10 protein-coding genes are annotated in these 13,206 nt (G+C 58.1%); 6 read left to right on the top strand and 4 right to left on the bottom strand.

Translation table 11 applies throughout. From position 1 onward, the window contains the following. Nucleotides 1-197 precede the first annotated feature (197 nt). From rhlE to EBC_RS08550, 3 genes are all read left to right on the top strand, one after another. On the top strand, nucleotides 198-1,640 hold the full coding sequence (gene rhlE, locus EBC_RS08540; protein ID WP_013201386.1) for an ATP-dependent RNA helicase RhlE: 1,443 nt from the start codon (nucleotides 198-200) through the stop codon (nucleotides 1,638-1,640). A 59-nt stretch (nucleotides 1,641-1,699) separates the two neighbouring features. Continuing rightward, nucleotides 1,700-2,662 (top strand): tRNA dihydrouridine(16) synthase DusC, encoded by a 963-nt coding sequence (gene dusC, locus EBC_RS08545; protein ID WP_013201387.1) that lies wholly within the window; start codon nucleotides 1,700-1,702, stop codon nucleotides 2,660-2,662. 65 nt (nucleotides 2,663-2,727) lie between these two features. Then, nucleotides 2,728-3,924, top strand: coding sequence for an MFS transporter (locus EBC_RS08550; RefSeq protein ID WP_013201388.1), 1,197 nt, complete (start codon nucleotides 2,728-2,730; stop codon nucleotides 3,922-3,924). Between the two features lie 85 nt (nucleotides 3,925-4,009). On the opposite strand, the gene ppk2 is transcribed toward EBC_RS08550, so the two are convergent. Together ppk2 and EBC_RS08560 are read right to left on the bottom strand one after the other, a co-directional pair. Beyond that, nucleotides 4,010-4,930, bottom strand: coding sequence for a polyphosphate kinase 2 (gene ppk2 / locus EBC_RS08555; protein WP_013201389.1), 921 nt, complete (start codon nucleotides 4,928-4,930; stop codon nucleotides 4,010-4,012). Nucleotides 4,931-4,943: 13 nt separating this feature from the next. Then, nucleotides 4,944-6,554 carry an inorganic phosphate transporter gene (locus tag EBC_RS08560; RefSeq protein ID WP_013201390.1) on the bottom strand — a complete coding sequence of 537 codons (1,611 nt, stop codon included), beginning with the start codon at nucleotides 6,552-6,554 and terminating at the stop codon, nucleotides 4,944-4,946. A 225-nt stretch (nucleotides 6,555-6,779) separates the two neighbouring features. On the opposite strand from EBC_RS08560, the gene EBC_RS08565 reads away from it, so the two are divergent. Then, entirely contained in the window at nucleotides 6,780-7,805 is a 1,026-nt protein-coding gene (locus tag EBC_RS08565) for a CorA family divalent cation transporter (protein WP_041692244.1), read from the top strand. A 109-nt stretch (nucleotides 7,806-7,914) separates the two neighbouring features. Then, the gene (locus EBC_RS08570) at nucleotides 7,915-8,922 is read left to right on the top strand and encodes a DUF481 domain-containing protein (RefSeq protein WP_013201392.1); all 1,008 of its coding nucleotides are present in this window, start codon (nucleotides 7,915-7,917) and stop codon (nucleotides 8,920-8,922) included. A 46-nt stretch (nucleotides 8,923-8,968) separates the two neighbouring features. Here the strand turns inward: EBC_RS08570 and EBC_RS08575 are convergent, their stop codons facing one another. Both EBC_RS08575 and EBC_RS08580 read right to left on the bottom strand, forming a co-directional pair. Beyond that, entirely contained in the window at nucleotides 8,969-10,270 is a 1,302-nt protein-coding gene (locus EBC_RS08575; protein WP_013201393.1) for a L,D-transpeptidase family protein, read from the bottom strand. Between the two features lie 184 nt (nucleotides 10,271-10,454). Continuing rightward, the gene (locus EBC_RS08580; protein ID WP_013201394.1) at nucleotides 10,455-12,269 is read right to left on the bottom strand and encodes a glycoside hydrolase family 15 protein; all 1,815 of its coding nucleotides are present in this window, start codon (nucleotides 12,267-12,269) and stop codon (nucleotides 10,455-10,457) included. Nucleotides 12,270-12,423: 154 nt separating this feature from the next. On the opposite strand from EBC_RS08580, the gene EBC_RS08585 reads away from it, so the two are divergent. Further along, nucleotides 12,424-13,206 (top strand): SDR family oxidoreductase, encoded by a 783-nt coding sequence (locus EBC_RS08585; RefSeq protein WP_013201395.1) that lies wholly within the window; start codon nucleotides 12,424-12,426, stop codon nucleotides 13,204-13,206.

The following is a 13,206-nucleotide window of genomic DNA, read 5'->3' on the forward strand; positions in this document are numbered from 1 at the left end:
AAGGCCGGGAAAATGGTCAGAATTGACCCACACAAAGAAACTCTCTCTGTGTGGGCATAACATCTGTTATAATCCGGCGCTTACGCACCGTGGTTTGTGCTCCCTTTCAAACGTCAGGCGAAGCCTGGCGTCATATTCTCCCCCTGGAAACTACATCGCTTACCGCGATCAGGGCGGATCCGGAGTCAGTCAATTTTATGTCATTTGATTCTCTCGGCCTGAATGCCGATATTTTGCGTGCTGTTGCAGAACAGGGTTACGACGAGCCTACGCCGATCCAGCGTCAGGCAATCCCGGTAGTGTTGGCAGGTCGCGACCTGATGGCCAGCGCCCAGACCGGTACCGGTAAAACCGCGGGCTTTACGCTGCCGGTTTTACAGCTGCTGAGCAGCCACAACCCGCATCCAAAAGGTCGTCGCCCGGTTCGTGCGCTGATCTTAACCCCAACCCGTGAGCTTGCGGCTCAGATCGGGGAAAACGTCCAGGATTACTCTAAGTACCTGGATCTGCGTTCGCTGGTGGTCTTCGGCGGCGTGAGCATCAACCCGCAGATGATGAAACTGCGCAGCGGCGTTGACGTGCTGGTGGCGACACCTGGCCGTCTGCTGGACCTGGAACATCAGAACGCACTGGACCTCTCTAAAGTTGAGATCCTGGTGCTGGATGAAGCCGACCGTATGCTGGATATGGGCTTCATTCACGATATCCGTCGCGTGCTGGCCAAACTGCCTGCCAAGCGTCAGAACCTGCTGTTCTCCGCCACCTTCTCTGACGAGATCAAAGGCCTGGCCGAGAAGCTGCTGCACAATCCAGAAGAAGTGTCTGTGGCGCGCCGCAACACTGCTTCCGAGCAGATCACTCAGCACGTTCACATGGTTGATAAGAAGCGTAAGCGTGAACTGCTGTCGTTCCTGATTGGCCGTGATAACTGGCAGCAGGTGCTGGTCTTCACCCGTACCAAGCACGGTGCTAACCACCTTGCTGAGCAGCTGAACAAAGATGGCATTACGTCTGCGGCCATCCACGGCAACAAGAGCCAGGGTGCCCGTACGCGCGCGCTGAGCGACTTTAAAGAAGGCAAAATCCGTGTGCTGGTGGCGACCGATATCGCCGCTCGCGGCATCGATATCTCCGAGTTGCCACACGTGGTGAACTTTGAGCTGCCAAACGTACCGGAAGACTACGTGCACCGTATTGGCCGTACCGGCCGTGCGGCAGCCACCGGTGAAGCGTTGTCTCTGGTCTGTGTCGATGAGCTGAAACTGCTGCGTGATATCGAGCGCGTGCTGAAGCGTGAAATCCCACGTATGGCGATTGAAGGCTACGAGCCGGATCCGTCGATCAAAGCTGAGCCGATCCTTAACGGTCGTCAGCAGCAGCGTGGCGGTGCAGGTGGCGGCGGCGGTGGTCGCGGTCGCGGTGCGCCAGGCGGCGGCGGAAATCGCAGCGGTCAGGGCGGTCGGGGTAACGGCGGCGGCAACGGCGGCGAGCGCAGCCAGTCTGCCACCGGCGAACGTAGCCAGGGTAACGGTCAGCGTCGTCCGGCCGCTGCAGGTTCGGGTTCTGCCCGCACTGAAGGCAGCAGCAACGGGGCACCACGTACCAACAAAACCCGTCAGCGCCGCTCTAACCCAGCCTAAGCACTTCTTCCGGGGGGATCGCCAGATCCCCCTTCTCAACGCTACGAACAGGTTGTGACATGCGCGTTTTACTTGCCCCGATGGAGGGCGTGCTGGACTCTCTGGTGCGCGAACTGCTCACCGACGTCAACGAGTACGATCTCTGCATCACCGAATTTCTCCGGGTTGTCGACCAGCTATTGCCGGTTAAATCCTTCCAACGCCTTTGCCCTGAACTTCACCATGCCAGCCGCACCTCTTCTGGCACGCTTGTGCGCATCCAGCTGTTGGGTCAATACCCGCAATGGCTGGCGGAAAATGCCGCACGCGCGGTGGAACTGGGGTCGTGGGGCGTGGATCTCAACTGTGGTTGCCCGTCCAAAACGGTCAACGGCAGCGGCGGTGGGGCGACCTTACTAAAAGATCCCGAGCTAATTTATCGCGGAGCGAAAGCGATGCGTGACGCGGTGCCAGCGCATCTGCCGGTGACGGTGAAGGTCAGGCTGGGCTGGGAATCCGGTGACCGGCAGTTTGAAATTGCCGATGCGGTGCAACAGGCTGGCGCGACGGAGCTGGCGGTACACGGCCGCACCAAGGAAGACGGCTACAAACCCGAGCGCATTAACTGGCAGGCGATTGGCGAGATCCGTCAGCGGCTGACCATTCCGGTGATCGCCAACGGCGAAATCTGGGACTGGCAGAGCGCACAGGACTGTATGCAGGTGACCGGCTGTGATGCGGTAATGATTGGCCGTGGGGCGCTCAATGTGCCGAATCTGAGCCGGGTGATCAAATACAACGAGCCGCGTATGCCGTGGCCCGAGGTGGTGATGCTGCTGAAAAAGTACGTGCTGCTGGAGAAGGAAGGCGACACCGGCCTGTATCACGTTGCCCGCATCAAACAGTGGCTGGGCTATCTGCGCAAAGAGTATGACGAAGCCAGCGAGTTGTTCAGTCACATACGTGCGCTAAAAACCTCTAACGAGATCCAACGGTTCATTACTGCCTGGCAACCTGCCAGTCACATTTATCACAATTCTTAAGGGGATATCTTAGCGTGCTAAGGGTATGATGTGAGCTACATCACACACTAATTCCTGGCGCCGGTATGTCTTCGACCCCCGCATTATCCAATGCACAGCTCAATAAACGCATCATCTCCGTGGTGGTTTTCACCTTCTTCTGTTACCTGTCGATCGGTCTGCCGCTGGCGGTGTTGCCGGGTTATGTGCATAACCAGCTCGGCTACAGCTCGTTTATGGCTGGCCTGATTATCAGCCTGCAATATTTCGCTACGCTGATCAGCCGTCCGCAGTCGGGGCGCTATGCCGATCTGCTGGGACCGAAAAAAGTGGTGCTGGTGGGGCTGCTGCTGTGCGGTACCAGCGGGTTGTTCACGCTGCTGGCGGTGATGTACGAATCCACACCGTTAACCAGCCTGATTTTGCTGGCCATCGGCCGTATTTTCCTTGGCTTAGGGGAAAGCCTGACCGCTACCGGCTCGATACTCTGGGGCATCAATATTGTCGGCACGGTGCAGAGCGCGAGAGTGATCTCGTGGAACGGCGTGGCAACCTATCTGGCGATGGCAGTGGGTGCGCCGCTGGGGGTGATCCTCAATTCGATGTTCGGCATCCCCGGCTTTGCGGTATTGATTATGCTGATGGCGATCTTCGGCTTCTGGCTGGCGACCAGACGTCCTGCGGTGGTGGTGGCCGTTGGGCAGCGTATCCCGTTCAATCAGGTCTTTTCCCGCATCTGGGTGTATGGCTTGTGCCTCGGATTGGGCACCGTCGGTTTCGGCACCATTGCCACTTTTATTACTCTCTACTTCGCCAGCCATGACTGGAGCGGTGCCGCCTTCTCACTGACGTTGTTCAGCCTCGGCTTTATCGCCATGCGCCTGGTGTTCAGCAGCTATATCGGCCGCTTTGGCGGCATTCGCGTTTCGCTGGTCTCCTTCGCGATTGAATGTATCGGGCTGGTGATGATCTGGAAGGGCGGTTCGGTGCTGATGGTCGATGCCGGGGCCTTCCTGACCGGTTCCGGTTTCTCGCTGATATTCCCGGCGCTCGGCGTGGAAGCTATCCGTCAGGTGGCACCGCAAAATCAGGGCTCGGCACTGGGGCTGTATTCTGCCTTTCTCGATTTTGGTCTGGGGATCACCGGGCCGATTGCCGGTTTACTGATTGGGCACTGGGGCGTGGATTCGATCTATCTCGGTGCGGCGGTGGTGGTGCTGTTTGCCTTTGCGCTGACGCTGCGGCTACAGCTGATCACCCAAAGAGAAACGGTGACCACCTAGCGGCAATCCCGGCCGCATCACTAAACGGGCGGAGAGACAGCGACGACCAGACCCTGGCCGTCGACTGACTCTTCGCCCGTTTTGTTTAGTAGATTTCCGGCACGATCATATTGTCCGGCACCGGCGAGCGGCGGTAATCCTCGTTACGCTCACGCGGCGGCAGGGCGATTTTCTTCTCTTCCGTATCTTCGTAAGGCACCTGACGCAGCAGATGGCTGATGCAATTCAGTCGCGCCTTCTTCTTATCGACTCCCTGAACCACCCACCATGGCGCTTCGTCGATATGGGTGCGCGCCAGCATAATCTCTTTCGCTTCGGTGTAATCTTCCCACAGGCGGCGGCTTTCCAGATCCATCGGGCTGAGCTTCCACTGCTTAAGCGGATCGTGAATGCGGCTTAAGAAGCGCAGTTCCTGCTCTTCATCGGTGATCGAGAACCAGTACTTCACAATCTGCACGCCGCTGCGGGTCAGCATTTTTTCAAACTCGGGTACGCTGCGGAAAAACTCTTCCACTTCGGCATCGTTACAAAAGCCCATCACCCGTTCCACCCCGGCACGGTTATACCAACTGCGGTCGAACAGCACGATTTCGCCCGCGGCAGGCAGATGGGCAATATAGCGCTGGAAATACCACTGGGTGCGCTCGCGATCGTTGGGCGCGGGCAGGGCCGCCACCCGGCAGGTTCTCGGGTTCAGGCGCTGGGTAATGCGCTTGATCACGCCGCCTTTGCCGGCGGCATCCCGCCCCTCAAAAATGATCACCATCCGGTGGCCGGTGCGCGTTACCCAGTCCTGCAACTTCACCAGCTCGCCCTGCAGACGCAGCAGCTCGCGGAAGTAGTATTTACGCCAGGCCTTTTCACCCGGCTCAGGGGCCTGTTGCTGCTCGCCAAAGCGGATATCATCGAGTTCCATTTCCAGCTCTTCGTCGTAGCTGTCATAGAACTCCTGCAGCAGACGCTGGTGGAAATGCTCGTTGCTAAAATCATTACCTTGCATAGCCATCGTTTTCTCCCGATTAGAAGTGAGTAAACAGCCAGTAAAGAGTGGCCGAAAGCAAAATGGAGACCGGCAGCGTCAGCACCCACGCCATCAGCAGATTGCGCAGGGTCGACATTTGCAGGCCGGAGCGGTTGGCGGCCATGGTGCCGGCGACGCCAGAAGAGAGCACGTGGGTAGTGGAAACCGGCAGGCCGAAAACGTCCGCCGCGCCGATGGTGGCCATCGCCACCAGTTCTGCGCTGGCGCCCTGCGCATAATTCAGGTGCGTTTTACCGATTTTTTCGCCCACGGTGACCACGATACGACGCCAGCCGACCATGGTGCCGAGGCCCAGCGCGATGGCCACCACCACCTTCACCCACCACGGGATAAAGCGGGTGGCGTTATCCAGCTCGACCTTCAGCGCATCAAGGTCATGCTGGGTTTGCGCCGGGATTTTTAGCTGCTCATCGCTTTTCATATGCTTGATGGTTTCGGAGGCCAGGTACATATCGTTTCGGGTATTCGACACCGCCTGTGCGGGGATCTTTTCGACCGTACCGTACTGGCGGATCTGATTACCGATCGCGCCCGTTAGCGCCGCCAGCGCTGGCATGACGTTGGCATTCATGGTGCCGGTCCGCACATAGTCGGTCAGCACGGTATGCGGCGCGGCGGGCGGCGTAACGCCCGGCGACAGTTGCAGCAGCTGCTGCTGGGTCACGGTCGCCAGCGCGGCAACGCGCGGACTTTGTTCCGCCGGAATAGAGCGGTTCAGCGCATAGGCGATGGGCATGGTGCCGACCAGGATCAGCATGATCAGGCCCATCCCTTTCTGACCATCATTCGATCCGTGGGCAAAGGAAACGCCGGTACAGGTGAGGATCAGCAAGCCGCGGATCCAGGTCGGCGGCTTCTCGTTGCTCTTTGGCGCGGTATACAGTTCGGGCTTTTTAACCAGCCGTTTCATAATCAGCAGCAGCGCGGCGGAGAACACAAAGCCGATAACCGGCGAGAACAGCAGGGCATACCCCACTTTCAGCGCCTGTCCCCAGTCCACGCCGCTGGTGCCGGTGCGGCCATGGATCAGGGCATTCGCCACGCCTACGCCGATAATCGAGCCAATCAGCGTATGGGACGACGAGGCCGGTAAGCCGAACCACCAGGTGCCGAGGTTCCAGATAATGGCCGAGAACAGCAGGGCATACACCATGGCGAAGCCGGTGCCGGTTCCCGCTTGCAGGATCAGCTCGACCGGCAGCAGCGAGATGATGCCGAAGGCGACCACGCCGCTGGACATCAACACCCCAAGGAAGTTGAAGAAGCCGGACCACATCACCGCGATATTCGGCGTCATTGAGTGGGTGTAGATGACGGTCGCAACCGCATTGGCGGTGTCATGAAAGCCGTTAACAAACTCGAAGCCAAGGGCAATCAGCAGCGCCATTCCCAACAGCAGGAAGGGAACATAGCTGGTGACCACGCCGCCGGCATCGCTGACATCGTTGAACAGGTTAACGCCGGCGAAGGCAATCCCCAGGATCACCAGCAGAATAAACAACATCACCGAGAAGCGGCTATTTTTCCCATAAATAGGCGGGCGCCCGGCGCTGGCCTGGCCCTGCTGAATCGCACTGTTATGGCTCATAAAACCTCGTGAACGGGTTGGCTAAGGAAAACTGACCTGACGCCTTGGTGAGAATGACGTCTCACAGTCGGTGTACGCAGGTTTTGTGACAAAGAGATGAAGTTGATCGTCGCCTCCAGAAGCGGCTGGATCGAAAATTTAACGGTGCTGTGCCGCTGGCAGTCAACTCTCTGTAATAGAGTTGCGTTACCGTTCGGTGACACTTTACTGACGGCCCGCCTGACTATGACCCATCGCCAGCCACTGACCATTCAGAAACCCGACTTTACCGATGATGTCGCCGGATTGATTTACGGCTATTGCTTCCACAGCGGCGCGGAGCCGCGGCCGCTGACGGCTCAGCAGGCCTGCCAGGCCTGGCAACAGCAGCAGGGCGAAGGATTTATCTGGCTGCACGTCAACCTCAGTCATGCCGCCTCTGCGCGCTGGCTGAAGAACAATTTTGCGGTGGATGAGGACTTCTTCGATGAGATCCAACACGGTTCGCACAGTACCCGCATCGAGCGGCAGAACGATGCGCTGATGGCGGTGCTGAACGACGTGATTTTCGATGCGCGGGAAAACAGCGAACAGAACGCCACGCTGTGGATCTGGTGCCGCGCCGGGCTGGTGGTCAGCGCCCGCTTTAAGCCGGTGCGGTTGATTGAACGGTTAAACGACAAGCTTGATGAGCTGGTGCTGCACTCCTCGACCGAGCTGCTGACCCATTTACTGGTAGAGCAGGAAACGGTGCTGGAGCAGATCGTGCGTCAGGCCAATCAGGTGGTCGATCAGATCGAAGAGCGGCTGCTCAGCCACCATATCAAAAGCAACCGCAGCGAGCTGGGTCGGTTGCGGCGGATGCTGTTACGTTTTCAGCGCTTACTGGCACCGGAACCGGCAGCGTTGTTCCGGCTGATCAACCGCCCGCCGGGCTGGCTGGACCGCCAGGTGGTGCAGGATTTACGCCAGTTCACCGAGGAGTTCACCGTGGTGCTGAACGATCTGATTGGCCTGACGGAGCGCATCCGCCTGCTGCAGGAAGAGATCGCTTCCCGGCAGATGGAGCAGAGCAACCGCACGCTGTTTACCCTGACGGTGATTACCGTTCTGGCGTTGCCGATCAACATTATCGCCGGGTTTTTTGGCATGAACGTTGGCGGCGTTCCGCTGGCCAACAATCCGCACGGCTTTATTTTGCTGGTGCTACTGGTGACGCTGTTTACCTGTATCGCCGCCTGGCTGACGCTGCGGCGGCGGGATAAACTCTAAGCCCATCTGATTTATCGGAAAATTTCCCTCAGATTACCGCGCCGGCGATCCACTGGTGTATAAAGAGGGAGGTCTTTCGTCTCGTCAGCTGAAGGTAAAATCACCGGTTATGTTTGTCCCTAAGCCCATTCACCTGCTGGCCGGTTGTCTGCTGCTGCCCGGCCTGGCGCAGGCCGATACCGTCTGGATGAAAAACGGCGATCGTCTGAGCGGCAAGGTGCGATCACTGAGCGACGGTAAGCTGCTGATCGACACGCCTTATGGCGGCACGGTTTCCCTTAACTGGAGCGCGGTCAGCACGCTGTCCAGCGACAAGCTGGATGTCAGCACCGGTAAAAATACGCCCCAGATCCAGGCCCGGCTGGAAGCGGCCGATGCCGGCTATATCGTCGTGCGTCGGGGCAATGACCAGCAGCGGGTGGCGGTCGACAAGTTCGAACAGTTTATGAAGCCGAAAGAGCCGTCCGATAAGCTGGACTGGCAAGGGAAGGTCGATGCCGGCGTCAGCCTGAAAAAAGCCTCCACGCACACCCAGGATTACAACCTGGCGTTCAGCAACAAGATCAACGTGGGCAAGTGGCGCAACGACCTCGGCGGCACTTACGATCGCGAGAAAGAAGACGACAGCCTGAATACCGATAACTACAGTCTGCGATACTCGCTGGACTATATGTTTCGCGACCAGTATTTCTGGCAGGGGCGGGCAACCTATAAACGTGACTGGGTGGAAGATCTTTCCCGCCAGGCGTTGATTGGCACCGGGCCCGGCTATCAGTTCTGGGATGATGAGCTGGGATCGTTTTCACTGTCGCTTCTCGGCGGCGCCTTTGGCTATGCCTACAGCGATGGCAGTTCGGACCGTCACTATGGCGCGTCGGTGCATTGGGATTATCAACGCTTCCTGCGCGGTAAGGAGCTGACCCTGTTCACCGATGGTGAGCTTGGCCACTCGCTGGACGATGACGGGGTGGTCAGTCTGGATGCGGAAGTGGGGCTGCGTTACCAGCTTAACAACTGGTCGTCGCTGAATATCACTTACCGCCATAATTTGGTCAGCGGTACCCGGGATACCCTTAACGAGCGGGATTTCACCACCGGACTGGGCGTGAAGTGGTAAGCAAAAAAAACGGGCCATCAGGCCCGTTTTTTTATCACCCAGTCGCTTAAGACTGCGTGCTTGCTGCCGGTGCAACCGCAACTGGCGCGGTGGCTTTAGCCGGTACGGAAGCCGGTTTAGATTCGTAAATCGGACCAGGCTGCTTTGGCACCACAAAGGTGCTGTCGTTTGGCTGTGCAGGGGCTGCTGGCGCGGCTGGCTGCGCATTCTGCGGCGCCTGCTGTGCCGGATCGCCGTTCTCTGGATTGACGGGAGCAGCCGGAGCAGTGGTGTCCGCTGGGGCTGCAGGCTGGGCATCGGCCGGCGCAGCATTCGGATCCATCACGTTCGCGCCCTGTGGGGTCACTGGCGTCATTGGCTCTTCATGTGGCAACGCACCTTCCTGCTCCTGCACCACCAGTGGCGCTGAAGGCTGGTTATCCGCCGCACCGTTCACTTTGGTTGGCATACCGGTACGGGCTTTCAGCGCGTTTTCCATCGCCGCAGTATCGACGCTGGCATCGCTGATCACTTTGTTTACTACTGGAGTGATAGACAACGGCACCGGCTCACGAGAGTTGAACTGCTCTTCGGTCTGAGAAAGTGGGTTATGCACTTCCACCAGGCGAGAGCCGTCTGGCTCAACGGTCGCTTTGATTGGCTGGTCGATAAACTGAACGCGGGTGCCGACCGGCACGTTGTCGAACAGCCATTTGATGTCGTCAGCACGCAGACGCACACAGCCGTGGCTCACACGCAGACCAATACCGAAGTTGGCGTTGGTGCCATGGATGGCATACAGGCGGCCGATATACAGCGCGTACAGGCCCATCGGGTTATCCGGGCCAGCAGGGAAGATGGTTGGCAGAGGGGAGCCCGCAGCCACAGAATCTTCATGCATTTTTTTGGTTGGCGTCCAGGTTGGACCGTCTTTCTTACGCTGAACGGTGGTGGTCCAGTTGATTGGGGTATCTTTGCCCAACTCGCCCACACCGACCGGCAGGACAACCACGGTTTTGGTGCCTTTCGGGTAGTAGTACAGACGCATTTCGGCGCTGTTGATCACAATGCCTTCGCGCGGTGCATCTGGCAGGATCAGCTGCTGAGGAATGATCAGCTTGGTTCCGGCTTTTGGCAGGTAAACATCAACACCTGGGTTGGCTTCGAGGATATTGCTCAGGCCCATCTGGTACTGTGCAGCAAAAGCTTCCAGCGGGAGTTTACTGTCCTGAGGCACGGTGATCTGCAGGTTCTCGCCGATCACACGGCTGTTGGCCGCAGGCAGGGAATAAACAACCGCAGAGGCTGACTGGCTGTATGCCGTAAAGGCCAGCACTAAGGTGGCTAACGCGCGAATGCTTTTTTTCATATTCTTTAAAATGAAGCGCCTGTAACAGTGGATAAATGAGCCTGTGGCCGGTCAGGTTCAACCGGCTGCACATTATATGGTCATAACCCATTAGGAAGAAACCAGGATTTGTAACAGTTGAACTAACTTTACGCAAAATGGTCAGGGAAAACGGCTGACGCCGGGCAAACCGCACGATTTGCCGTCACGGTTGCCATAGCGGATCGTCGCCACTCAGTTTTCGGTTGAGGAAAAAGGCGGCACTGATCAGGGCCAGGTGACTCAAGGCCTGCGGCGTATTGCCCAGTGCGCGTCCCTGATGGTCAAACTCTTCGGCATACAGCCCCAGCGGATTGGCATAGCTCAACAACTTTTCAAACTCAAAGTGCGCTTCCTGCACCCGACCGGCCCGCGCCAGGCACTCCACGTACCAGAATGAACAGGCGGTAAAGGAACCTTCATCGCCTTCCAGCCCGTCGGCCGGAGTCTCTTCCAGGTTGTAACGCCGTACCAGCCCGTCGCTGACCAACTTCTCTTTGATGGTATCCAGCGTGGAAATCCAGTCCGGATCGGTGGCGCCGACAAAGCGCACCAGCGGCATCAGCAGCATCGACGCATCAACAAAGTTACCGTGGCGGGTGGCGACAAAATGGCCGCGTTCTTCATTCCAGAAATTGGTCCAGATATCCTCGCGGATCGCATCCCGTGCGCGGCACCAGCGGTCGTAGGGGAAGGAGAGCGAGCGTTTCTCGCCGAGGCGCACCGCCCGGTCCAGCGCCACCCAGCACATCAGCCGCGAGTGCAGGAAATGCTGCGGCTCGCCGCGCATCTCCCAGATCCCGGCATCAGCCTGCTCCCAGTTTTCGCTGACGTAATCAATCATCTTGCTGACATGGGTCCAGCCACGATGCGAAATCGCTTCGCCATATTTATTGGCTAAATAGATCGCGTCCATCAGCTCGCCATAGATATCCAGCTGGGTCTGCCGCCAGGCATCGTTACCAATTCTGACCGGCGTGGAGTTGGCATACCCCGACAGATTGAGCAGCTCGCTCTCCTGCAGTTCCGTGCCGCTGTCGAGGCGATACATCACCTGCAGTTTTTCAATATCGTGATGGCTGTTTTCCACGCAGCGCCCAACCCAATGGGTAAAGTGCTTGGCTTCATCGATATAACCGAGCCGCATCAGCGCATACATGCTGAACGACGCGTCACGCAGCCAGGAGGCGCGATAATCCCAGTTACGTCCACCGCCTAACTCCTCCGGCAGACCAAAGGTGGCGGCCGCGGCGATCGAGCCATGCTTGCGGGACGTCAGCAGCTTCAGGGCCAGCGCCGAACGGTTGACCATCTCCTGCCAGCGCCCTTTATAGGTGCTTTTCGAACTCCAGTGACGCCAGTAGTGCAGGGTCTGCTGGAAGCACTGTTCGCTGCTCTCTTCATCGAGATGCCGGTCGTCGGCGCTGCCGAGGATAAATTCGCGCGATTCCCCGGCTTGCAGGGTAAAGCGGGACTCCGCCGCCGCGCCATTCAGGCTAAAGGTGACGTTGCCGCAAAGGCGCAGCGTGGGCTGGCCTTCAGCGCTGAACTCCACGCTGCCGTCTTTCAGGCTGGCGCGGGTGTCAGCGCGGGCATAGTCATGAACCGGCGAGCAGCGCAGGGAAAGGGTGGCGTGCCCGTGAACCATTTTTATCCGGCGGACAATGCGCGGCTGATCCTCATCCTGATGACAAATTGGCATGTAGTCGGTGATTTCCGCCACGCCCTGTTTGGCCAGCCAGCGGGTTTGCAGAATGTTGGTATCCGGCAGGTAAAGCTGCTGGCGGCGCACATCCTGCCAGTCAGGTTCGATGCTGAAAACGCCGGCTTCATCGCCATCCAGCAGGGCGGTAAAGACCGACGGGCTGTCCAGATCCGGCCAGCAAAAATAATCCAGCGTGCCGTCGTTGGCGATTAATGCGCAGGTGCGTAGATCACCGATCACGCCGTGGTCTTCAATTTTCCGTTTAATGTCACTCATGTTGCTCCCCGGCGTTAAGAACGTCCTTCAGAAGGGTTAACTATAGTCATGGAACCCGGGCCGTGGCGGCGCGCATCCGCAACCAGATGTAAACCGGGCTGACATTTCGTCTTCTATACTTGCCTGAGGCTTCAACCCGTTACAGGAGAGAACCATGAGTACACCGCAAAATAAGGTCGCTATTGTCACCGCATCAAGTTCCGGTATTGGCCAGGCCAGCGCCATCATGCTGGCGGAACAAGGCTTCGATATTGGCATCACCTGGCGTTCTGATGAGAAAGGCGCGCAGGAAACCGCAAAGCAGGTGCGCGAGCGCGGCAAAAAAGCCGAAATTGAACGGCTGGATTTGGGCGATCCTGAGGAAGGGGGTAAATCTTTACAGGCGCTGATTGCCCGACTGGGCAGGATTGACGTGCTGGTGAACAATGCCGGTGCCAATTTCAAATCTGACTTTCTCGACACCAGCTTTGAAGAGTGGCGGAAAGTCTTTTCCGTCGACGTCGACGGCGCGTTTGTCTGCGGGCAGATTGCCGCACGGCATATGGTCACCCAGGGCGAAGGCGGGAGGATTATCAACATCACCTCGGTGCATGAACACACGCCGTTGCCCGGTTCCATTTCTTACACCGCTGCCAAGCACGCGCTGGGCGGGTTAACCAAATCGATGGCGCTCAGCCTGATCAAACACAATATTCTGGTTAACGCGGTAGCACCCGGCGCGATTGCCACCGCCATGAATCAAATGACCAATGACGATGCCCGCACCGTATTCATTCCGGAAATCCCGGCAGGCCGTCCGGGTGACACCCGCGAAATTGCCAGTATGGTCGCCTGGCTTTGCTCGCAATGGTCAAGCTACACCACCGGGCAATCCTTTGTGATTGATGGCGGGTTCACGCTGGCGAACCCGCAATTCTTTATGCAGAAATCAGACTGA

The sequence above is a fragment of the Erwinia billingiae Eb661 genome, assembly GCF_000196615.1.
In the GTDB taxonomy this organism is placed as follows: Bacteria; Pseudomonadota; Gammaproteobacteria; order Enterobacterales; family Enterobacteriaceae; genus Erwinia; species Erwinia billingiae.

Bases quoted from the DNA above. Each gene is read 5' to 3' on its own strand.
- rhlE (WP_013201386.1), top strand. From the start codon at position 198: ATGTCATTTGATTCTCTCGGCCTGAATGCCGATATTTTGCGTGCTGTT.
- dusC (WP_013201387.1), top strand. From the start codon at position 1,700: ATGCGCGTTTTACTTGCCCCGATGGAGGGCGTGCTGGACTCTCTGGTG.
- EBC_RS08550 (WP_013201388.1), top strand. From the start codon at position 2,728: ATGTCTTCGACCCCCGCATTATCCAATGCACAGCTCAATAAACGCATC.
- ppk2 (WP_013201389.1), bottom strand. From the start codon at position 4,930: ATGGCTATGCAAGGTAATGATTTTAGCAACGAGCATTTCCACCAGCGT.
- EBC_RS08560 (WP_013201390.1), bottom strand. From the start codon at position 6,554: ATGAGCCATAACAGTGCGATTCAGCAGGGCCAGGCCAGCGCCGGGCGC.
- EBC_RS08565 (WP_041692244.1), top strand. From the start codon at position 6,780: ATGACCCATCGCCAGCCACTGACCATTCAGAAACCCGACTTTACCGAT.
- EBC_RS08570 (WP_013201392.1), top strand. From the start codon at position 7,915: ATGTTTGTCCCTAAGCCCATTCACCTGCTGGCCGGTTGTCTGCTGCTG.
- EBC_RS08575 (WP_013201393.1), bottom strand. From the start codon at position 10,270: ATGAAAAAAAGCATTCGCGCGTTAGCCACCTTAGTGCTGGCCTTTACG.
- EBC_RS08580 (WP_013201394.1), bottom strand. From the start codon at position 12,269: ATGAGTGACATTAAACGGAAAATTGAAGACCACGGCGTGATCGGTGAT.
- EBC_RS08585 (WP_013201395.1), top strand. From the start codon at position 12,424: ATGAGTACACCGCAAAATAAGGTCGCTATTGTCACCGCATCAAGTTCC.